The sequence below is a fragment of the Micromonospora sp. LOL_024 genome (assembly GCF_048060415.1).
Lineage (GTDB): Bacteria > Actinomycetota > Actinomycetes > Mycobacteriales > Micromonosporaceae > Micromonospora.
The window spans coordinates 259876-279922 of the sequence record NZ_JBHMIS010000001.1; the positions used below are offsets into that span (position 1 = coordinate 259876).

20 protein-coding genes are annotated in these 20047 nt (G+C 70.2%); 9 read left to right on the forward strand and 11 right to left on the reverse strand.

What is annotated here, in order from left to right; translation table 11 throughout:
• Positions 1-2: 2 nt before the first annotated feature.
• From ACFHWY_RS01225 to ACFHWY_RS01245, 5 genes are all read right to left on the reverse strand, one after another.
• On the reverse strand, positions 3-1376 hold the full coding sequence (locus tag ACFHWY_RS01225) for a GH1 family beta-glucosidase (RefSeq protein ID WP_416578199.1): 1374 nt from the start codon (positions 1374-1376) through the stop codon (positions 3-5).
• Positions 1373-2206 (reverse strand): carbohydrate ABC transporter permease, encoded by an 834-nt coding sequence (locus ACFHWY_RS01230; protein ID WP_416578200.1) that lies wholly within the window; start codon positions 2204-2206, stop codon positions 1373-1375. The genes ACFHWY_RS01225 and ACFHWY_RS01230 overlap by 4 nt, the downstream gene beginning before the upstream one ends.
• Complete coding sequence (locus ACFHWY_RS01235) at positions 2203-3210, reverse strand: carbohydrate ABC transporter permease (protein WP_416578201.1); 1008 nt, start codon at positions 3208-3210, stop codon at positions 2203-2205. The genes ACFHWY_RS01230 and ACFHWY_RS01235 overlap by 4 nt, the downstream gene beginning before the upstream one ends.
• A 121-nt stretch (positions 3211-3331) precedes the next feature.
• Positions 3332-4633: an ABC transporter substrate-binding protein gene (locus ACFHWY_RS01240; protein WP_416578202.1), complete on the reverse strand. Its 1302-nt coding sequence runs from the start codon at positions 4631-4633 to the stop codon at positions 3332-3334.
• Positions 4634-4831: 198 nt separating this feature from the next.
• Positions 4832-5596, reverse strand: coding sequence for a maleylpyruvate isomerase family mycothiol-dependent enzyme (locus tag ACFHWY_RS01245; RefSeq protein ID WP_416578203.1), 765 nt, complete (start codon positions 5594-5596; stop codon positions 4832-4834).
• A gap of 70 nt (positions 5597-5666) precedes the next feature.
• On the opposite strand from ACFHWY_RS01245, the gene ACFHWY_RS01250 reads away from it, so the two are divergent.
• On the forward strand, positions 5667-6749 hold the full coding sequence (locus tag ACFHWY_RS01250; RefSeq protein ID WP_416578204.1) for a UDP-N-acetylmuramate dehydrogenase: 1083 nt from the start codon (positions 5667-5669) through the stop codon (positions 6747-6749).
• Positions 6750-6860: 111 nt separating this feature from the next.
• Here the strand turns inward: ACFHWY_RS01250 and ACFHWY_RS01255 are convergent, their stop codons facing one another.
• Together ACFHWY_RS01255 and ACFHWY_RS01260 are read right to left on the reverse strand one after the other, a co-directional pair.
• Positions 6861-7661: a class I SAM-dependent methyltransferase gene (locus tag ACFHWY_RS01255; protein WP_416578205.1), complete on the reverse strand. Its 801-nt coding sequence runs from the start codon at positions 7659-7661 to the stop codon at positions 6861-6863.
• A gap of 14 nt (positions 7662-7675) precedes the next feature.
• Positions 7676-8440: an SDR family NAD(P)-dependent oxidoreductase gene (locus ACFHWY_RS01260; protein ID WP_416578206.1), complete on the reverse strand. Its 765-nt coding sequence runs from the start codon at positions 8438-8440 to the stop codon at positions 7676-7678.
• Between the two features lie 182 nt (positions 8441-8622).
• On the opposite strand from ACFHWY_RS01260, the gene mshA reads away from it, so the two are divergent.
• From mshA to ACFHWY_RS01275, 3 genes are all read left to right on the forward strand, one after another.
• A complete protein-coding gene (gene mshA / locus ACFHWY_RS01265; RefSeq protein WP_416578207.1) occupies positions 8623-9975 on the forward strand; it encodes a D-inositol-3-phosphate glycosyltransferase in 1353 nt (450 codons plus the stop codon).
• A gap of 120 nt (positions 9976-10095) precedes the next feature.
• The gene (locus ACFHWY_RS01270; protein ID WP_416578208.1) at positions 10096-10626 is read left to right on the forward strand and encodes a YbjN domain-containing protein; all 531 of its coding nucleotides are present in this window, start codon (positions 10096-10098) and stop codon (positions 10624-10626) included.
• 76 nt (positions 10627-10702) lie between these two features.
• Positions 10703-11479 carry a hypothetical protein gene (locus ACFHWY_RS01275; RefSeq protein WP_416578209.1) on the forward strand — a complete coding sequence of 259 codons (777 nt, stop codon included), beginning with the start codon at positions 10703-10705 and terminating at the stop codon, positions 11477-11479.
• Positions 11480-11838: 359 nt separating this feature from the next.
• Here the strand turns inward: ACFHWY_RS01275 and ACFHWY_RS01280 are convergent, their stop codons facing one another.
• Both ACFHWY_RS01280 and ACFHWY_RS01285 read right to left on the reverse strand, forming a co-directional pair.
• Positions 11839-12057, reverse strand: a complete 219-nt coding sequence (locus ACFHWY_RS01280; RefSeq protein ID WP_416578210.1) for a hypothetical protein — start codon at positions 12055-12057, stop codon at positions 11839-11841.
• Between the two features lie 74 nt (positions 12058-12131).
• Positions 12132-13430 (reverse strand): MDR family MFS transporter, encoded by a 1299-nt coding sequence (locus tag ACFHWY_RS01285; RefSeq protein WP_416578647.1) that lies wholly within the window; start codon positions 13428-13430, stop codon positions 12132-12134.
• A 158-nt stretch (positions 13431-13588) separates the two neighbouring features.
• Here ACFHWY_RS01285 and ACFHWY_RS01290 point away from each other — a divergent pair, with 158 nt between their 5' ends.
• Positions 13589-14356 carry a phosphoglyceromutase gene (locus ACFHWY_RS01290; RefSeq protein WP_416578211.1) on the forward strand — a complete coding sequence of 256 codons (768 nt, stop codon included), beginning with the start codon at positions 13589-13591 and terminating at the stop codon, positions 14354-14356.
• 73 nt (positions 14357-14429) lie between these two features.
• Here the strand turns inward: ACFHWY_RS01290 and phoU are convergent, their stop codons facing one another.
• Positions 14430-15080 (reverse strand): phosphate signaling complex protein PhoU, encoded by a 651-nt coding sequence (gene phoU, locus ACFHWY_RS01295; protein ID WP_416578212.1) that lies wholly within the window; start codon positions 15078-15080, stop codon positions 14430-14432.
• 202 nt (positions 15081-15282) lie between these two features.
• Between phoU and ACFHWY_RS01300 the strand changes: the two genes are divergently transcribed.
• Both ACFHWY_RS01300 and ACFHWY_RS01305 read left to right on the forward strand, forming a co-directional pair.
• Positions 15283-16536: an ATP-binding protein gene (locus ACFHWY_RS01300; protein ID WP_416578213.1), complete on the forward strand. Its 1254-nt coding sequence runs from the start codon at positions 15283-15285 to the stop codon at positions 16534-16536.
• 58 nt (positions 16537-16594) lie between these two features.
• On the forward strand, positions 16595-17278 hold the full coding sequence (locus tag ACFHWY_RS01305; RefSeq protein ID WP_416578214.1) for a response regulator: 684 nt from the start codon (positions 16595-16597) through the stop codon (positions 17276-17278).
• Between the two features lie 55 nt (positions 17279-17333).
• On the opposite strand, the gene ACFHWY_RS01310 is transcribed toward ACFHWY_RS01305, so the two are convergent.
• The gene (locus ACFHWY_RS01310; protein WP_416578215.1) at positions 17334-18200 is read right to left on the reverse strand and encodes a hypothetical protein; all 867 of its coding nucleotides are present in this window, start codon (positions 18198-18200) and stop codon (positions 17334-17336) included.
• A 72-nt stretch (positions 18201-18272) separates the two neighbouring features.
• Between ACFHWY_RS01310 and ACFHWY_RS01315 the strand changes: the two genes are divergently transcribed.
• Positions 18273-19217 carry a Ppx/GppA phosphatase family protein gene (locus ACFHWY_RS01315; RefSeq protein WP_416578216.1) on the forward strand — a complete coding sequence of 315 codons (945 nt, stop codon included), beginning with the start codon at positions 18273-18275 and terminating at the stop codon, positions 19215-19217.
• A gap of 21 nt (positions 19218-19238) precedes the next feature.
• Positions 19239-20045, forward strand: coding sequence for a sugar phosphate isomerase/epimerase family protein (locus ACFHWY_RS01320; RefSeq protein WP_416578217.1), 807 nt, complete (start codon positions 19239-19241; stop codon positions 20043-20045).
• Positions 20046-20047: the final 2 nt, after the last annotated feature.

Genomic DNA, 20047 nt, shown 5'->3' on the forward strand with positions numbered 1-20047 from the left:
CGTCACAGCCCGTTCCGGGAGATCACCTCCTGGTACCACCGGGCGCTGGACTTCGGTGTACGCCGCTGAGTGAGGTAGTCGACGTGCACGATGCCGAACCGCTTGCGGTACCCCTCGGCCCACTCGAAGTTGTCAAGCAATGACCATACGAGATAGCCGCGCAGGTCGACGCCCCGGGCGATGGCCTCGTGGGCCGCCCGCAAATGGCCGTCGAGGTAGGCGATCCGGTCGGTGTCCTGCACCGGGCTGGCCACCCCCGTGGCGGACTTGTCCGGGAAGGCGGCGCCGTTCTCGGTGATCAGTAGCGGTACCGCGGGATAGTCGGTGGCGATGCGTTCCAGCAGTCGGGTCAGCCCCGCCGGCTCGATCATCCAGCCCATGTCGGTCAGCGGACCGACCGGCGCCAGGAACTGCACCGCGCCCTCGGTACCGGGATAGGCTCCGCCGCCACCGGCGCCGTCCGGCCGCCCGGCCACGTAGGTCGGCGAGTAGTAGTTGATTCCCAGCAGGTCGATCGGAGCAGCGATGATCTTTTCGTCGTCGTCGCGCACGAAGGTGGGTTCGACGATCCGGGCAACGTGCTCGCGGACGTCGTCCGGGTATCCGCCGACCAGCAGCGGATCGAGGAAGATCCGGTTGTGCAGGCCGTCGACCAGGCGCGCGGCGGCGGCATCGGCCGTGCTGTTCGGGTCGGCGGGGCGTACGTCGGCGGGGTTCAGGGTGATGCCGACCCGGTCGGCGCCCCCCGCGCGCAACGACAGGGTGGCCAGGCCGTGCGCGAGCAACAGATGGTGTACGGCGTTGAAGGCCGCGCCCGGATCCTGCACCCCGGGCGCGTGCACCCCGTTGCCGTAGCCGAGGTACGCCGAGCACCACGGCTCGTTGAGCGTCGTCCAGGTGCCGATCCGGTCGCCGAGCCGGGCGTACAGGGCGGCGGCGTAGGTGGCGAAGTGCTCGGCGGTGTCCCGGTTGGTCCAGCCGCCGCGATCCTCCAGGGTCTGCGGCAGGTCCCAGTGGTACAAAGTGATGATCGGGTCGATGCCCCGACCCAGCACCGCGTCGGTCAGCCGGTCGTAGAAGTCCAGGCCACGCGGGTTGACCGGCCCGGTCCCGTCCGGCTGGATCCGGGGCCAGGACACCGAGAAGCGGTACGCCTGCATCCCCAGCTCGGCCATGATCGCGATGTCGTCGGCGTACCGGTGGTAGTGGTCGCAGGCGACGTCACCGGTGTGCCCGGCGTGCACCTTGCCCGGTGTGTGGCTGAAGGTGTCCCAGATCGAGTCACCGCGCCCGTCGTCGCGGGCCGCCCCCTCGATCTGGTACGCCGCCGTGGCCGCACCCCAGAGGAAATTGTCGGGAAATCTCAGTTGAGTCACGCCTTGACCGCACCTTCCATGATGCCGCCGATGATCTGGCGGCCGAACAGGACGAATACCAGCAGCAGGGGCAGCGTGGCGATGGCAGTACCGGTGAAGACCTGGGACATGTCCTGGTAGTAGCCGTCGGACAGGGCCCGCAACGACAGTTGCACGGTGGGATTCTCCGGGTCGTTGAGCACCGCGTACGGCCACAGGAAGTCGTTCCAGGTGGTCATGAAGGTGAGCAGGCCGAGTACGGCGGCGGCCGGCCGGAGTGCCGGCAGCACCACGTTCCAGTAGATCCGGGCGGTGCCGCAGCCGTCCACCCGGGCAGCCTCGATCAGCTCGGTGCTGACCGCCTGACCGGCGTACTGACGCATCATGAACACCCCGAATCCGGTGACCAGCGCCGGGAGGATCACCGCGGGCAGCCGGTCGTTCAGGTTCAGCTTGGTCATCAGGATGTACAACGGGATGATGCCGAGTTGGGTGGGCACCATCATGGTGGCAACGATGACCATGAGCATTCCGTTGCGGCCCCGGAACCGCAGTTTGGCGAAGGCGAAGCCAGCCAGGGTGGAGAAGAACACCACCGACACGGTGACAGTGATCGCCACGATCGCCGAGTTGATCAGACCGGCCAGGAAGTACGCGTCGGTGTTGGCGAACAACCGGGAGATGTTGGCGCCCAGGTTGCCGCCGGGGGTCATCGGTGGCGGCAACTGGCCCATCGCGTCACTGGACCGGCTGGCCACCACGAGCATCCAGTAGATCGGGAAGATCGACAGAACCGCCGCGGCGATCAGTGCGAAGTACGTCAGCGGGCTGGCCCGCCACAGCCGGCTCATCGAGAACCTCCCCTGCGCTTGCCGGTGTCCGGCCGGGCGCCGGCACCGAGCCGGCGGATGATCAGTACGTTGATCGTCGCCACAATGGCGATCAGGGCGAAGAGCAGCCAGGCCACCGCAGAGCCGTAGCCGAAGTTGTAGTACGGCGCGAACGCGTTCTCGAACATGTACATGGTCATCGTCTGCGACTCGCGCATCGGCCCGCCGCGGATCGCGTTGGTGCCGGAGTGGAACAGTCGAGGCTCGGTGAACAGCTGTAGCCCGCCGATGGTGGAGATGATGACGCAGAAGATGATCGTCGGCTTGAGCAGTGGCACGGTGATGGTCCAGAACTGCCGTGCGCGGTTGGCGCCGTCGATCGCGGCGGCCTCGTAGAGGTCGCGGGGGATGGCCTGCATGGCGGCCAGGAAGATCAGGGCGTTGTAGCCGGTCCATCGCCAGTCGACCATGGCCGAGATGGCCACCCAGGAGGCGAACCGGTCGGACTTCCACTCGATGCCGTCGATGCCCACCAGGTCGAGCATCCAGTTGATCATGCCGAACTCGCGGCCGAAGAGTACTCCGAAGACGATCGCCACGGCGGCCGTGGAGGTGACGTTCGGCACCAGCACCGCCATCCGCCAGCCGGTGCGCAGCCGTAGCTGCCGGTTGAGCATGTTGGCCAGCCAGAGCGCCAGCAGCAGCTGCGGCACGGTGCTGATGACGAAGATGCCGAGGGTGTTGAGTACCGAGTGCCAGAAGTCGCCGTCGGCCAGTAACTGGTTGTAGTTGTCGACGCCGACGAAGGTGGGATTGCTGCCGAGCAGGTCCCAGTCGTGCAGCGAGACCCAGAAGGTGTACGCCAGCGGCCACGCTCCGAAGATCGCGAAGATCACGAAGAATGGTGCGATGTAGAGGTAGGGCGAGTATTTCGTGTCGATCCGGCTCAGCCGCCCGGCCCGGAACGGGCGGGTGTCACGCGGTGCCGGCGTGACCGGCCCCCGCGCGTCGAGGCGCAACGCCATGACCCGTTGACTCCTTTCCACGTCCCTCCCCGCCCCGCGCCGATCCGGTGCCGGCCACCGACTGCGTCGCTCGGACGCGGTCGGGCTGGATCGGCGGCGGGGTCGGGGACCATCGGGCCGGTTACTTGGCGGCGGCCTTCTTGGCGTTGGTGATGGCGTCCTGCCACCCCTGTTCGGGGTTGCGCTGACCCAGCTCGACGGTGCGGACGGCGTTCTCCACCTCGGTCCGCACGGCCTGGTTCTTCGGGCCCATGTAGACCGCCTTGAGGGTCTTCGCGCCCGCACCGAAGATCCTGCCGACTGGCGCGTCGGAGAAGTACGGGTTGGTGGCCTCGGTGATCGCGGGGTCGTCGAGCGCCTGCGGCGAGGACGGCAGGGGACCCTTCGCCTTGAATGCGCCGATGTGGCCCTCGGCGCTGGTCAGGAACTTGATCAGCTTGATTGCCTCTTCCTGGTTCTTGCTCTGGCGGGGCACGGCCAGGTGCGAGCCGCCCCAGTTGCCGCCGTTGCCCGGCACCCGGGCGATGTCCCACTTGCCGCTGGCCTCCGGCCCGGCGTTGCCCTCGATCACGCCGGTCATCCAGGCGGGGCAGGCGATGGTGGCGAACTTGGCCTGCTTGAAGGCCGAGACCCACTCCTCCGACCAGGAGCCGTACTTGCCGGAGAGGCCCGCGTTGATGATGTTCATCGTGGTGTCCCAGGCCTGCTTCACCGCCGGGTTGCTGTCCACCACCAGGTTGTCGCTGGTGTCGTAGTAGTGGTAGCCCTGTGCGTTGCCGGCGGTCTGGAGCACGATCGTGTTGAAGGTGTTGGTGGCCGCGTCCAGGAACGACGCGCCGGTGTTGGCCGCCTTGAACCTCTCGCCGGCGGCGATGTAGTCCTCCCAGGTCGGCCAGAGCTTGGAGACCTCTTCACGGTCGGTCGGCAGGCCGGCCTTGTCGAACAGATCGGTTCGGTAGCACATGGCCATGCCGCCGACGTCGGTGCCGAGCCCGATCAGCTGCTGTCCGTCGGCGGTTAGTCCCTGGTTCCACTTCCATTCGAGGAAGTTGCCCTTGAGTTCACCGGCCCCGTGGTCGAGCAGGTTGACGAAGTTGTCCGGGTTGGCCTTGTACTCGACCATCAGGCCCTCTTCGATGGCCACGACGTCGCCGGCGCCCTTACCCGCGGCGAGCCACTGGGTCAGCTTCGGCGAGTACTCGTCGAGGTTGCTGCCGGTGCCCCGCTCGACGATCTTCACACCGGGGTTGGCGTCCATGTACTGCTGGTACAGCTGCTCGTATCCGAGCTGCCCGAAGACGTCGACGGTGAGGGTTGTCGTGCCGTCTCCGGCGTCCTCGCCGCCGCAGCCGCTGGTGGCAAGCAGGGCGCCGGTGGCGACCAGGGCGACCGCCGCGAGGCGGTGGCGCGGGAAAATGCCCATCTGTGATGACCCCTCTCAGGTCGGATGGTGGTGGGTTGAGTCTGAGAGCGCTCTCTCGTAGCCTGCGGCCCGCTCGGGACCGGTGTCAAGAGAGCGCTCTCACGGCAGGGTCACAGAATGGCCACGAGCGGACCCCACCTGGAGGGTCGCTCGTGGCCACCGGTCAGCGGCTACGCCGGTACCGGACCGCCCTGCGGCTCAGCCGGCGCGGACGCCGTCCAACAGGGTGCGATCCCCGGCGAGGGTCAGTGTGTCGAAGCTGACCCGCCCCCAGAGCGCCAGCAGCAGGTCGCTCGCCGTGCCGCTGACGTGTACCCGGGCGTGGTGGTCGTCGTGGTCGAGGATGGTGCCGGTGTCCAGCAGCGCCACCCCCTCGCCGCGCAGCCGCAGGTACCACTCCTGGTCGGCGTCGACGGCGGACAGTCGGACCACACCCTGCAACGGGCCGGTCGCGATCCGCCGGCCGGCCGGCAGCCAGGTGTCCAGCACCTCGCTGACCCCGTCGGCTGCGAGCTTGGCCTCGACCGGCTCGCCGGCCGCGATGGCGAGTTGGGCGTCCCAGCGGTGCACCGCCGTCTCGTGGGCCATCCGGCGCGGCCAGAAAACTGCCTTCTTCGGCTGCGGCGCCCAGTTCCAAGCCGGTGCCTCCGGGTCCAGGGTGTCGAAGAGTGCCATCAGGTCGTCGTACGCCTGCTGCCACCGCTGCACCGCGACGACCCCGGGCACGGGCTCGACCGGCTGCGACCGGCTCTGCTGCGGTGCGCCGGCCGTACCCGATCCGGCGACGTCGCGTACCCACCGGTAGACGTTGGCGAGGTGCCAGGTCAGGTCGGTCACCGTCCAGCCGGGACAGGACAACACCGGTGTCTCAGGCGGTGCCTCGGCCACCGCGGCGGCGAACGCCGGGCCCTCCGCCCGGAGCGCACCGATCCAGAAGTCCTTGGTGCCGTGCAATCTGCTCATCGCCATCCTCCTGGGGGTGACCGGGCCACCAGTGGGTGCCACGGCTACCCCTCAGCCTAGGGTGAAGGGCGTGTCCGACGTCTACGCCCAGCCGAGCGCCGCCGCGCAACCCGCCAGCACGGACCAACTGGCGCAATACACCACATTGCGCCTCGGCGGGCCGGCCGGCCGGATCGCCACCGCGACCAGCGCCGAGGAGCTTGTCGCCCGGGTCCGCGAGGCGAACTCCGAGATCCTCCTGCTCGCCGGCGGCAGCAATGTGGTCATCGGCGACGTCGGCTTCCCGGGCACCGTGGTCCTCGTCCGCTCGCGCGGCCTGCAGGTGATCGCTGAGGACGAGCAGACCGTGACGGTGCGGGTCGAGGCAGGCGAGCCGTGGGACGACCTGGTCGCCGCGACGGTACGCAACGGCTGGTCGGGGGTAGAGTGCCTGTCCGGCATACCCGGCTCGACCGGTGCCACCCCGATCCAGAACGTCGGGGCGTACGGGCAGGAGGTCGCCGAGTCCATCACCGGTGTGCAGGTCTACGACCGGGTTGCGGGGACCCTCGGGCGGGTCGACGCCGCGGACTGCGGGTTCGCCTACCGCTCCAGCATCTTCAAGTACAGCGAGCGCTGGGTGGTGCTCTCGGTGGACTTCCGGCTGACCCGCTCGCCGCACTCCGGCGCGGTGCGCTACGCGGAGCTGGCCCGATCGCTCGACATCGAAGTCGGCGACCGGGTGCCGCTGGCCCAGGCTCGGGACACCGTGCTGCGGCTGCGCGCCGGAAAGGGCATGGTCCTGGACCCAACCGACCCGGACACCCGCTCGGTCGGCTCGTTCTTCACCAATCCGGTGCTCGACGGCGCCGGGTACGAGCTGCTGCGACAGCGCGCCGCCGACCTGGGTGAGCCACCGGCGTGGCCGGGTACCGGAGACATGGTGAAGGTCAGTGCGGCCTGGCTGATCGACAAGGCCGGCTTCGGCAAGGGCCATCCCGGCTTGGAGGGCGTGGCCATCTCCAGCAAACACACCCTCGCCCTCACCAATCCCACCGGCACCGCCACCACCCGGGCTCTGATCACCCTCGCCCGCGAGATCCGCGACACCGTCCAGGCCCGCTTCGCTGTCCCGCTGCACCCCGAACCCGTCCTCATCAACTGCGCCCTCTGACCGTCGCCCGCCCGCAGGTCTGCTCCGGCCAGTCGATCAAGAAGTTTCGCCGGAGCGAGCGCCCTCCCGAGGCGGCGGAAACCTTTCGATCAACCGGCCTGGCGGCAGAGGTCAGGGGTGGCGGGGGGCGACGGCTGGCCAAGCGACGGTGAGCTCGCCCAGACGCCAGCGGCGAGGCCGGTCGAGGATCGGCCAGCCCTGGGCGTGGACAGCGGCCACCGTGTGCAGCCAACGTTGGCGGGGACCGTAGGGGGCGTAGCCGGCGGCGGCCCGCCATGCCCCCTCCAGAGCCCAGATCAGGTCGTGGACCCGCTCACCCGGGACGTTGCGGTGGATCAGCGCCTTGGGTAGCCGTTCGGCCAGCTCGGCCGGGTTGCCGAGGGTGGCCAGCCGGGCGGCCATGGTCAACGAGCGCGGGCCGTCGACGTCGAGCAGCACCCACCCGCCGAGGCGGCCCAACTCGTCGCAGGTGCCCTCCACCAGCAGCCCGCCAGGAGCGAGCCCCGAGACGAGCGTGGCCCACGCGGCGGCCACCTCGCTCTCGTCGTACTGGCGCAGCACGTTGAACGCGCGGACCAGCGACGGGCGCAGACCGGCCAGCTCGAAGCCGCCCCTGAAGAAGGTGAGTCCGGGTGGGTCGGCGGCGGGCTGGGCGTCGGCGACACGCACCGGATCAATCTCCAACCCGACCACCCGCACGTCGGCGCGGACCCCGGCGGCCAGCCGGGCGCGCAACTCCACCGCCGTCACCGGGGTCGCGCCGTAGCCGAGGTCGACCACCAGTGGGTCCGGCGCGGACCGCAGCACCTCGGCGCAGCTCTCCACGATCCAGTTGTCCACCCGGCGTAGCCGGTTGGGGCCGGTGGTCCCCCTGGTCGCCGCCCCGAGCGGCCGGGACCTCCGCGTGGCCATCGGTGGAATCCAGCTCAGCTTGTCCGGTGCACCTTGTGCTGGGCGGCCTGGGCCAGCGGGCGGACGACGAGCCGGTCCACGTTGACGTGCTGCGGACGGGTGGCGCACCAGGCGATGCAGTCGGCGACATCCTCGGCGACGAGCGGCTCCGCGACCCCGGCATAGACGGCATCCGCCCGGTTGGCGTCGCCCTGGAAACGGACCAGGGAGAACTCGTCGGTCCGCACCATGCCCGGGTCGACCTCGATCACCCGGACCGGACGTCCGCACAACTCCAGCCGCAACGTGCCGGCGACGGCGGTCTGTGCGTGCTTCGCCGCGGCGTAGCCGCCCCCGCCCTCGTACACGGTGAAACCGGCGGTCGACGAGACGACGACGATGGTGCCGGCACCCGAGGACTCCAGGGCCGGCAGCAGCGCCTGGGTGACCCGCAGGGTACCGAGCACGTTGACGTCGTACATCCACTGCCAGTCGTCGACCGCCCCGGACTCCACCGGATCCAGCCCGCGCGCCCCGCCGGCATTGTTGACCAGCAGGGCCACCGGCCCGGGTGCCCGCTGCGCGGCCAGTGCGAGGCTGGCCACCGACTCGTCAGAGGTGACGTCGCAGGCAACCGCGGTGGCGGCGCCGCCAGCGGCGGTGATCTCGGCGACCAGGTCGGTCAGCCGGTCGGTACGCCGCGCCGCCGCCAGAACGTGGAAATTCTCGGCGGCGAGCCGCCGGGCGGTGGCTGCGCCGATTCCGCTGGATGCTCCGGTGACGACGGCGACACGATTCATCCGGCCATTCTCACCCGACACCCTCGGACGGCGAACGGCACCGTCGGCATGAGGTCGGTCACGCCCGACGGGCCGGCCGAAGTATTTCCCGCGGCCGATCGGGAAGATGACATCCGGCGTGGAGGTTTACGCAGGAGCGCCGGTCGTGCGAGACGGCATCTACCGTGGCAAAGGGAGCGGACGTGGCGGAACAGCACACCGGTGTCGGTCGTCAGCGAGGCTCCCTGCCGTGGCCACAACCCCGGCGGATCGCGACGATCTCGGTGCACACCTCGCCGCTGCACCAGCCGGGCACCGGCGACGCCGGCGGCATGAACGTCTACATCCTCGAGGTCGCCCGGCGGCTGGCCGAGGCGAACGTCGAGGTCGAGATCTTCACCCGGGCCACCTCGGGCGACCTGCCACCGCTGGTGGAGGTGGCCCCCGGAGTCCACGTCCGGCACGTGATGGCCGGCCCGCTGGAAGGGCTGACCAAGGAGGAACTGTCCGGGCAGCTCTGCGCGTTCACCGCCGGCGTGCTGCGCGCCGAGGCGGCCCGACCGCCCGGCCACTACGATCTTGTGCACTCCCACTACTGGCTCTCCGGCCAGGTCGGCTGGCTGGCCAAGGACCGCTGGGGGGTGCCGCTGGTACACAGCGCGCACACGCTGGCCAAGGTCAAGAACGCGCAGCTCGCCGCCGGGGACCGGCCGGAACCCAAGGCACGGGTGATCGGCGAGGAACAGGTGGTCGCGGAGGCGGACCGGCTGGTCGCGAACACCCGGGTCGAAGCGCGGGACCTGATCGGCCGGTACGACGCCGACCCGACCCGGGTGGCGGTGGTGGAGCCCGGAGTCGACCTCGACCGGTTCCGTCCGGCACCCGGCGACCGGGACCGCGCCGCCGCCCACGCCCGTGCCCGGCTGGGCCTGCCGAGCCGAGGTCACCTGGTGGCCTTCGTCGGCCGGATCCAGCCGCTGAAGGCGCCGGACGTGCTGGTCCGGGCGATCGCCGCGCTGCGCGAGCGGGACCCCGCGCTGGCCCGCGACGTTGCGGTGGTGATCTGTGGTGGCCCCAGTGGCAACGGACTGGACCGGCCGACCGCCCTGATCGAGTTGGCCGCCTCGCTCGGGGTCACCGACCGGCTGCACTTCCTGCCGCCGCTCACCGGTGCCGACCTGCCCCTGCTGTACCAGGCGGCTGACCTGGTCGCGGTGCCGTCGTACAACGAATCCTTCGGCCTGGTCGCGTTGGAGGCCCAGGCCTGCGGAACGCCCGTGGTGGCCGCGGCCGTCGGTGGCCTGGTCACTGCGGTCCGCGACCAGGTCAGTGGGGTGCTGGTGCGTGGCCACGACCCGGTCGACTGGGCGCGTACCCTCGGTCGCCTGCTGCCCGATCGGGCGCGCCGGGCCGAGCTGTCCGTGGGCGCCGCCCGGCATGCCCGTAGCTTCTCCTGGCACCGCACCGCGGCCGGCCTGCTCACGGTCTACGGCGAGTCGATCGCCGCACACCGGGCTCGCTTCGCTGCCGAACTCGCCACCACCCGCTGCTGGTGAGCGCTCTGAGGCGTAGGGAAGGGCCCCGGTCAACGCCGCTGATACACATCGTCGACGGCCCGCTGACCTCGGCCGTCGACGATCGGGCGGCGCGACGGGGGTGGCCGTAGAGTTGATCGGATGAGTGACCTCGGGACCTTGATCGAGACTGTCTGCGCGGAGCGGGAGCTCGCCTGCGAGTCCACCGGCCCGGGGTCGTACGCGGTGACCCTGCCCGGCACCCACAAGCTCAAGACGATCTGCAACCTGATCGTGGGCGAGCACGCCCTGCGGATCGAGGCTTTCGTGATGCGCCAGCCGGACGAGCGCCGCGAGGAGCTGTGGGCCTGGTTGTTGCAGCGCAACGCCAAGATGTATGCGGTCTCGTTCTCCGTCGACGCGGTCGGCGACGTCTACCTGACCGGCCGGGTCAACCCCGCCGGTGTCGATGTCGACGAGCTGGATCGGCTGCTCGGCGCGGTGCTGACCTACGCCGACGAGTCGTTCGACACGATGCTGGAGATTGGCTTCGGCAGCTCGATCCGGCGGGAGTGGGAGTGGCGGGTCAAGCGGGGCGAGTCCACGGCCAACCTCGTGGCCTTCGCGCACCTGTTCGAGTCGTCGCAACCGGCGGCCGGTCCGCCGGCCGACGGAGGTTCGGACCGTTCCTGACGGGTAAGCCGCACCGCGCGGTGCGGCGTTGGGACCCGCCGCGCCGAGACACGAGTGTCGAGGAGCGTGAGCACTGATGGCTCAGCGAAACAGCTCGGGTCGCGGCGGGACCGCGACCGGTACCAAGCGGCAGAGCCGCGACGCCAGCCCGAACGCTCCGCGGATCTCCGAGTCGGAGATCTCGCGGATGCGGGCGGACGACATCAGGGGGCAGCTCCGCCGGTACGGGGTCTCGGGCATCTCGGCGCTGCGCAAGCCGGAGCTGGTGAAGACGCTGGCGAAGGCGCTCAGGTCGGGCAGTGCCGGACGCCGGAGCAGCGGGCCGGCCGGCCGCGCCAGCGCCACGAAGACCTCGGGCACGCGAGCAGGCGCGGCGCGCAGGCCCACGGCGGGGACGGAGCGCAGGTCCACACCGCGCAAGTCAACGGCGGGGGCGGCTGCCCGTAAGCCCACGGCGGGCGCGGCGCAGGATCGCAGTGGGGGTCCGCGGACCGGCCGGTCGACCTCTCGGTCGGTACGATCTTCGCAGATGATCTCCTCGGTCCAGGATCGGCCGGAGCGTCCAGGCCGCAGCCTGGTCACCACCAACCACGACGTCATCCGGCGCTGGGCCCGGCAGCGGGGTGCCAAGCCGGCGACGGTCAGCGGAACCGAGCGGGACGGCCGGGCGGGCGTGCTCACGTTCAACATGCCGGGTTATCGGGAGAGTAGCCGGGTCCGCGAGATCACCTGGGACGAGTGGTTCCACACCTTCGATCTCCGGCGGCTGAACCTGATCTACCAGGAGCAGTTGCGGGACGGCCGGCAGAGCAACTTCTTCCGAACCGAATCACCCGATCGGGAGGACGGGTGAGGAGGTTTGCGGGAACGCGGCACGGGGTACCCGCTGTTGGCCGTGAATGAGGGCTCGTTGCTGTGACGGGCGAGACAGCCGCTCCGGTTGAACCGGAGTGGTGGGTCGAACTAGCTTTATTGCACCGCACCACGCTCGGAACCGTTCGGGGGAGCGGCGGATCGATCAGATTCGTGCACCGGGCGAGGTGGCGGGGGACGGGTGGACCGACACCGTTGGGGGACGGTGGCCCACCTGTTTGGACCGGCGGCGCGAGCGGGCGTTGCTTACGGGGGTGAGTGCCGCCCGCCGCCGCCGGTCGTACTGGCCGATGTGCCCGGCACAGCTTCGTGCCGGGCACATCGCGTGTCATCCGACGCTCAGGGCGCATGGCGAACGGGCTCGGCCGGCTCCGCCAACCGACGGCGCAGGGTGGCCACCCGTCGTTCCCGGGACGGCCCGGCGAGCAGATAACCGCTGGCTGCCAGCAGGCCCAGCGCACCGACGAGCAGCCAGTGCCCGTCGCCCCACTTTTGCAGGCTGAAGCCGCCGAGCGTGGGCGTCACGAACGACGCCGCCGGGAAGGCTAAGTAGAACACCCCGGCACCCAATCTGTTCGGTGACCTAACAGATCCTGCCTGAGCAGGGGTCGGCCACGTGTGCCGGGGGGAGGTCACCTCCGGCTGGTTGCCACCGGCTCGGCCGCCTGAGGTGCGGCGGGCTGCGGTGCGGTCGACTGGACCGTCACCACCGGCGAAGCTTCCGCGGTACGAAGCGTTACGGCGCGCCGCTCCCGGGCCGGCCCGGACAGCAGGTGGCCCACCGCCATCACCGCGCCGATAGCGGCGCAGCCGAACCAGAGCGTGGCATTCCCGGCCTGCTCCCGTACCAGACCGCCGAGGATGGGCGCCGCCGCTCCGGCCAGCTGCCAGGAGAGCGAGAAGACGCCCTGGTAGCGACCGCGCAGTTCGGCGGGGGAGAGTTCGGCGATGAGGGTGGCGTTGGATGGTGAGTTGAGCATCTCGCCGAGCGTCCAGATCAGCACGGTGAACCCGTAGAACCAGGCGACGTCGGCGAACGCGGTCAGCCCGAAGCCGACTCCCATCACGACTGCGGCCAGCGCGAGTACGTGCGACCTGCTGCGGCCCCTGATCAGCTTGGGTACGAAGAGCTGACCGGCCACGATCAGGATGCCGTTGAGCGCGATCACCGAGCCGTACGTGGCGGGGCTCAGGCCCGAGTCGGCCATCGCGATCGGAAGCATCGAGATGTGCTGGAGGAAGACCAGTGCGCCGAGCAGATTCAGCGCGACGAATCCCAGGTACACCCGGTCGGTCAGGATGCTGCGCAGCGCGCCGGTCGGCGCGCCGTCAAGGGGCATGCTGACGGTGACTGTCCGGGTTTCCTTGACCTTGACAAAGATGATCAGTGCGGTGACCACTGTGGTGGACGCGTTCACCACGAAGAGCAGCAGGTAGCCGGCCTGGGCGGCAAATCCGGCGAGCACCGCCGCGCAGGCGAATCCGAGGTTGATCGCCCAGTAGTTGAGCGAGAAGGCCCGGAGCCGGTCCCGCTCGGGTACCACGTCGATCATCATGGCGCCGAACGCCGGTCGGGCCGCCTCGGCGAAGAGGCCGAGCAGCAGCGCCCCGGCCGCGACCGTCCACAGGTCCCGGGCGAAGCCCATGGCGAGCATCATGGCGGCGGCGCCCAGGTGTGCGGTGAGCAGCGTCGGACGCCGCCCCCAGCGGTCGGTGAGGGTGCCGCCCGCCGTGGTGCCGACGGCGCCGCCCACTCCCCACATGCCGAGCACCAGACCGGCCTGGTAGGCGGAGAAGCCGCGTTCCTGGGTCAGGTAGATCGCGAGGAACACGAGGACGAACGAGCCGAGCCGGTTGATCAGCGTGCCGGTCCAGAGATACCAGAAGGTCGTCGGTAGTCCCCCTGTGGTCTCCCGGAACCAACCCCGCATCACGCGCACGCCGGCGCCCCCGTTCCGTAATGCCTGATCTTCTAGATGATCCTTACAACCTAGTGGTGCGGCGGAATCAGGGTCACCCCGATTACCACGTGGTGGTCGTCACGACCCTTCCCGCGCGCCCCGGAAGCCCTTGCGGCAGGATGATCGGCATGACAGCTAGCGAGGGGCCCACCGTCGGGACGCTGGTCCTGCTGCGGCACGGCGAAAGCGACTGGAACGCGAAGAACCTCTTCACCGGCTGGGTCGACGTAGACCTGACCGAGAAGGGGGAGAGCGAGGCGCGCCGCGGCGGCGAGCTGATGCGCGAGCACAGCCTGCTGCCGGACGTGGTGCACACCAGCGTGATGCGCCGCGCCATCCGCACTGCTGAACTTGCGCTGAACGCCGCCGACCGGCACTGGATCGCGGCGCGCCGGTCGTGGCGGCTGAACGAGCGTCACTACGGCGCCCTGCAGGGCAAGAACAAGAAACAGACCCTCGACGAGTACGGCGAGGAGCAGTTCATGCTCTGGCGTCGCTCGTACGACACCCCGCCTCCGCCGATCGCCGACGACGACGAGTGGTCGCAGGTCGGCGACCCGCGGTACGCGCTGCTACCGACCGAGTTGATGCCGCGCACCGAGTGCCTCAAGGACGTCGTGGAGCGGATGCTGCCGTACTGGTACGACTCGATCGTGCCGGACATCCTGGCCGGTCGTACGGTGCTGGTGGCCGCCCACGGCAACTCACTGCGGGCGCTGGTCAAGCACCTGGACCAGATCGGCGACGAGGCGATCGCGAAGCTGAACATCCCCACTGGCATCCCGCTGCGCTACGACCTGGACCCGCTCCTGCGCCCGCAGACCCTGGGCGGCACCTACCTGGACCCGGAGGCCGCCAAGAAGGCCGCCGCCGCGGTGGCCAACCAGGGCCGCTGACCGTTCGGCACCGTCGTTGTTGAAGGGCCCCCTGCTATCCGCGAGGCGTTGACAGGGGGCCCTTCCCTGCACCTCAGGCGGGGGTAACGGGTTCACCGGTGATCAGGTAGACCACGTGCTCGCCGCTGTTGACCGCGTGGTCGGCGAAACGCTCGTAGAAGCGGCCCAGCAGGGTGGCGTCGATGGCGGTCTCCACACCGTACGGCCAGTCCGCTCCCAGCAGCACCCCGAACAGGCCCTTGTGCAGCTCGTCCATCGCGTCGTCGTCGCTGTCCAGTTCGGCGGCGAGGTCGGCGTCGGGGCGGGCCAGCACCGAGGCGATCTTCTCGGCCATCCGGTCGGCGATGTTGGCCATGTCGGTGAAGACCGGCCGCAGCTCGGCCGGCACGGCCGGCGACGGGTGCCGCCGCAGCGCGGTCTTGGCGACGTGGTCGGCCAGGTCGCCCATCCGTTCCAGATCGGCGGCGACGTGCAGTGCGGTGATCATGGCACGCAGGTCGCTGGCGACCGGTGCCTGGCGGGCCAGCAGGTCGCAGACCCGCTCCTCCACCTGCCGGTAGCGTGAGTCGATCTCGGCATCCTGCTCGATGACCGACTCGGCCGCCCGGCGGTCGGCGGTGAGCAGGGCCCGGGTCGCCTGGCGTAGCGCCGCCCGTACTCCCTCGGCCATGTCCACCAGCAGTTGGCTGACGGCCTGAAGTTCGGCCCGGAACTCGTCGCGCATGCTCACGTCCTGTCCGTCGGCGCCGGCTCGGTCGGGCCGGCAAGGTTTGCGCAGGTCCGCCGCTCAAACTAGGGCTACCGGGAGGACCGGAGGTGAACGCCGATGAACTACGCCGGACACGGAGGTGAACTTTCCCGGAAGTGAGAGTGCTTCGTCCCGTTCTGGGAGGTAGCCGGGTGAACAATGACCCTACGATCGCCGGGTGACGTGGGCGGTGACAGTGGGTGTGGCCGTGGCCTTGGCCTTGGCCGCCGGGTTGGCCGCCGGCCTGTGGCTGCCCCGGATCATTTCGGGATTCCGGCTCGGCAGTGGGAGGCACGCGATCGTCGACGAGGTGCAGGTCGGGCTCGGCCGTCGCGCTATCGACTCGCTGCGCGCGGGGGTGGTGGTGCTCGACGCCGAGGATGTCCCTGTGCTGGTCAATCCGGCAGCACGGGCGATGGGGCTGCTACGCACCGGAGGCCGGCCGGGTTCCATCGCCGCCCATCCGTTGATCCGTACCCTGGCGGGGCAGGTACGGCGTACCGGAGTGCGGCGCGAGATCGAACTGGACCTTCCCCGGGGACGCGACAACGCCGGGGAGAACCCGCTCGGCGTGCACCTGCGGGCGATGGGGCTGGGCAACGGCTACATCGCCGTGGAGGCGGCCGATGTGACCGAGTCGCACCGGCTCGCCCGTGTCCGCCGCGACTTCGTGGCGAACGTGAGCCATGAGCTGAAAACACCTATCGGTGCGCTGCAACTGCTCGCCGAGGCACTGCTCGATGCCACCGTACCGGCGGGCGACGGACGTCCGGACCTCTCCGAGGACCTGGTCGCCGCCCGGCGATTCGCCGAGCGGATCCAGCACGAGTCGACCAGGCTGGGGCGGTTGGTGCAGGAGTTGCTGGAGCTGACCCGGCTTCAGGGGGCCGAGCCGCAGCCCGCTCCGGAGCCGGTCCCGGTGGACTGGGTGATCTCCGAGGTAATCGACCGGACCCGGACCACCGCCGCAGCCCGCCGGATCGAGGTGACGGTCGAGGCCGAGCGGGGACTCACGGTGTACGGCAGCGACAGCCAGCTGGCCACCGCCGTGGCGAACCTGGTGGAGAACGCCGTCAACTACTCGGGCGAGGAGACGACGGTACGCATCACCGCCCGAGCCGCCGGTGAACAGGTGGAGATCGCCGTCGCCGACCAGGGCATCGGCATCGCCCCCACCGACGTGGACCGAATCTTCGAGCGGTTCTACCGGGCCGACCAGGCCCGCTCGCGGCTGACCGGCGGCACCGGTCTCGGGTTGGCGATCGTCAAGCACATCGCGAGCAATCATGGCGGCCGGGTTGATGTGGCGAGCACTCTTGGCGGTGGGTCGACGTTCACCCTCCGGCTGCCCGCCCGACCGCCGGACGACCTTCTGGCGGCACTGTCGCCTGCTGGGATCGACGCCGGTTCGGCCGAGCTTCGGCAGGGCTGACCGTAGATGGATCGGCCGGGGCTCAGCCCGGTCCGACCCGGATTGAAAGGAAACGCCGTTGAGCCGCGTTCTGGTGGTCGAGGACGAGGAGTCGTTCTCCGACGCCCTGTCGTACATGCTCCGCAAGGAGGGGTTCGAGGTCTCCGTGGCCGCCACGGGTACCTCGGCCCTCACCGAGTTCGACCGGACCGGTGCCGACATCGTCCTGCTCGACCTGATGCTGCCGGAGATGTCCGGTACCGAGGTGTGCCGGCAACTGCGCCAGCGCTCACACGTGCCGATCATCATGGTCACCGCGCGGGACAGCGAGATCGACAAGGTGGTCGGCCTGGAGATCGGCGCGGACGACTACGTGACCAAGCCGTACTCACCCCGGGAACTGGTGGCCCGGATCCGGGCGGTGCTGCGGCGGCAGAGCCCGGAGGCTCCCGAGTCGGGCACCCCCACGCTGGCCGCCGGCCCGGTTCGGATGGACATCGAACGGCACGTGGTGACCGTCGACGGGAGTTCGGTGCCGCTGCCCCTGAAGGAGTTCGAGCTGCTTGAGCTGCTGCTACGCAACGCGGGCCGGGTGCTCACCCGAGGGCAGCTGATCGACCGGGTCTGGGGTGCCGACTACGTCGGAGACACCAAGACCCTCGACGTGCACGTCAAGCGGCTGCGTTCGAAGGTCGAGCCGGAACCGTCCGCCCCCCGCCACATCGTCACGGTGCGTGGCCTCGGCTACAAGTTCGAGCCCTGAGCCGAACCGTACCCCCAACGCCACGGACGGCATGATCCGTGACCGTCCGCACTGGCTACGCTGAGTGGGCACAGCAGTCGTCCGTACCCCCATCCCTTCGGCCCTGGAGGCTGGGTGGGGGATCAGCGGGGTGGGGAGCGAGCATGCCCTGCCGGATCCGCGTCCCGCACAACTCCGCCAGCTTCGCGTACGCGGCCTCGCCGATGAGGGCGGTCAGTTCCGGGCGGTACGAGAGGTACATCGGTTCGGTGCCGACGTGAGCGTCGGTGGACGAGGTGCACCACCAGTCGAGGTCGTGCCCGCCGGCACCCCAGCCCCGCCGGTCGAACTCGGCCAGCGTGGACACCAGCACCTTCGTATTGTCCGGCCGCTTCACCCAATCCTGGTCCCGGCGGATCGGCAGCTGCCAGCACACGTCGGGCTTGTACTCCAGGGGGTGCGCCCCGTCGCGTAGAGCCTGGGCGTGCAGCGCACAGCCGCCCCCGCCCGGAAAGTCCGCGTCGTTCAGGAAGACGCAGGGACCGTCCTCGCCCTGGGTGGCGGTCCGTCGCGCCGGGTTGGTCCCGTCCACGGTGTCGTCGGCGGTCCAGTTCTTCGCGCCCCGCTGAAAGTGCTGCCAGGTCGCCGGGGTCAGCCGCTTCGCGGCGGCGCGGACCCGCTTCTCGTCGTCGGAGTCGGTGAAGAACGCGCCGTGCGAGCAGCAGCCGTCGGTAACCCGGCCGGCGATGATGCCGTGGCAGCCCTTGCCGAAGATGCAGGTCCACCTCGACAGCAACCAGGTCAGGTCGGCCCGGACGAGGTGCCTTTCGTCGGCCGGGTCGACGAACTCGATCCACTCACGGGGGAAGTCCAGCGGCACCTCACGGCTGCGTGGGTCGGCGGGGTCGTCCACGAGCACGCGGAGTTCGATCTGCGCTGTCACTCGGCCCAGCGTACGCGGGGTTCGCCTGGCGGGGCGGCGAGTGGCGTGAACCGGTTGGCCTAGGGTTCTCCCATGCGACTGGGTGTTCTCGACGTCGGTTCGAACACGGTGCACCTGCTGGTGGTCGACGCCCATCGCGGTGCGCACCCGTGGCCGGCGTACTCGGAGAAGACAGTGCTGCGGCTCGCCGAGCAGATCGGCCCGGACGGCGCGTTAGCCGATGCTGGCGCGGACGCCCTGGTCAAGGCGGTCAACTCGGCCCGTACCTCGGCCGCCGGACTGGAGGTGGACGACCTGATCGCCTTCGCCACCTCCGCGGTACGGGACGCCACCAATGCGGCCGACGTGCTGGGCCGGGTGTGGGACGCCGCCGGCGTACGCCTTGAGGTGCTCTCCGGTGCCGACGAGGCGAGGATGACCTTCCTGGCGGTCCGGCGCTGGTTCGGCTGGTCCGCCGGGCGGCTGCTGGTGCTGGACATCGGCGGCGGCTCGCTGGAGATCGCGGCCGGCATCGACGAGGACCCGGACGTCGCGGTGTCGCTGCCGCTGGGCGCCGGCCGGCTGACCCGGGACCGCCTCGGTATCGATCCGGAGAGCACCGCGCCGCCCTCTCCGGGGCAGGTGGACGAACTGCGCCAGTACGTCGACGGACTGCTCGACCCGGTGGTCGAGCGGATGCTCGCGGTGGGGTGGGAACGTCCGGTGGCCACCTCCAAAACGTTCCGTACCCTGGCTCGGCTCGCTGGCGCGGCGCCCAGTGGCGCCGGGCACTGGGCCCGGCGCCGGCTCACCCGCTCCGGGCTGCGGCAGGTGCTCGGTTTCATCCGGCACATCCCCCCGGCGCAGCTGGTTGAGCTGGAAGGGGTGAGCGCTGGCCGGGCCCACCAGGTGCTGGCCGGTGCCGTAGTCGCCGAGTCGGTGATGCGCCGACTCGGCGTGGACTCCCTGGACGTCTGTCCCTGGGCGCTGCGGGAGGGCGTGATCCTCAGCAGGCTGGACCAACTGGCGCCGGTGTGATCCCCGGCTACCCTCGGTGGTGTGACTTCCCGCGTCCCGGTGCTTCTGTCCAGTTCCTCGGTCTTCCCTGAACGGACTGCGGCGGCGTTCCAGCTGGCCGCGGCGCTCGGCTACGACGGCCTCGAGGTGATGGTCTGGACCGACGCGGTCAGCCAGGACGCGGGCGCGTTGCGTGGGCTGTCCGACCACTACGGCGTGCCGGTGCTCTCCGTGCACGCACCCTGCCTGCTGGTGACGCAGCGGGTGTGGAGCACCGACCCGTGGGAGCGGCTGCGCCGGGCGGCCATGCTGGCCGAGACGCTGGAGGCACCGACCGTCGTGGTGCATCCGCCGTTCACCTGGCAGCGGGACTACGCCCGTAACTTCGCCGACGGTCTCGACCGGGTGGCCGGCGAGTTCGGTGGGCTGCGGTTCGCGGTGGAGAACATGTATCCGGTGCGGATGGCCGGCCGCCGGTTCGTCCCGTACGTGCCCGGTTGGGATCCGACCGACAGCGGTTACCCCTCGTACACGCTGGACCTGTCACACTGCGCTGCCTCGCACACCGACGCCCTGGGGATGGCCGACCGGATGGGTGCCGGCCTGGCGCACGTGCATCTGGGCGACGGAACTGGCGAGGGGCGTGACGAGCACCTGGTGCCGGGGCGTGGCAACCAGCCCTGTGCGGAGTTGCTGCGGTCGCTGGCCGGCCGGGGCTTCTCCGGTTCGGTGGCGGTGGAGGTGACCACCCGGGGCGCGAAGAGTCGGCAGGTCCGCGAGGCGGACCTGCGTGAGGCGTTGGCCTTCGCCCGCCAGCACCTCAACACCCCGTTCCCGGTCGACGCCTGATC

Bases quoted from the DNA above. Each gene is read 5' to 3' on its own strand.
- ACFHWY_RS01270 (WP_416578208.1), top strand. From the start codon at position 10,096: ATGAGTGACCTCGGGACCTTGATCGAGACTGTCTGCGCGGAGCGGGAG.
- ACFHWY_RS01235 (WP_416578201.1), bottom strand. From the start codon at position 3,210: ATGGCGTTGCGCCTCGACGCGCGGGGGCCGGTCACGCCGGCACCGCGT.
- ACFHWY_RS01230 (WP_416578200.1), bottom strand. From the start codon at position 2,206: ATGAGCCGGCTGTGGCGGGCCAGCCCGCTGACGTACTTCGCACTGATC.
- ACFHWY_RS01285 (WP_416578647.1), bottom strand. From the start codon at position 13,430: ATGCGGGGTTGGTTCCGGGAGACCACAGGGGGACTACCGACGACCTTC.
- ACFHWY_RS01275 (WP_416578209.1), top strand. From the start codon at position 10,703: ATGGCTCAGCGAAACAGCTCGGGTCGCGGCGGGACCGCGACCGGTACC.
- ACFHWY_RS01315 (WP_416578216.1), top strand. From the start codon at position 18,273: ATGCGACTGGGTGTTCTCGACGTCGGTTCGAACACGGTGCACCTGCTG.
- ACFHWY_RS01255 (WP_416578205.1), bottom strand. From the start codon at position 7,661: ATGGCCACGCGGAGGTCCCGGCCGCTCGGGGCGGCGACCAGGGGGACC.
- ACFHWY_RS01240 (WP_416578202.1), bottom strand. From the start codon at position 4,633: ATGGGCATTTTCCCGCGCCACCGCCTCGCGGCGGTCGCCCTGGTCGCC.
- phoU (WP_416578212.1), bottom strand. From the start codon at position 15,080: ATGCGCGACGAGTTCCGGGCCGAACTTCAGGCCGTCAGCCAACTGCTG.
- ACFHWY_RS01260 (WP_416578206.1), bottom strand. From the start codon at position 8,440: ATGAATCGTGTCGCCGTCGTCACCGGAGCATCCAGCGGAATCGGCGCA.
- ACFHWY_RS01290 (WP_416578211.1), top strand. From the start codon at position 13,589: ATGACAGCTAGCGAGGGGCCCACCGTCGGGACGCTGGTCCTGCTGCGG.
- ACFHWY_RS01245 (WP_416578203.1), bottom strand. From the start codon at position 5,596: ATGAGCAGATTGCACGGCACCAAGGACTTCTGGATCGGTGCGCTCCGG.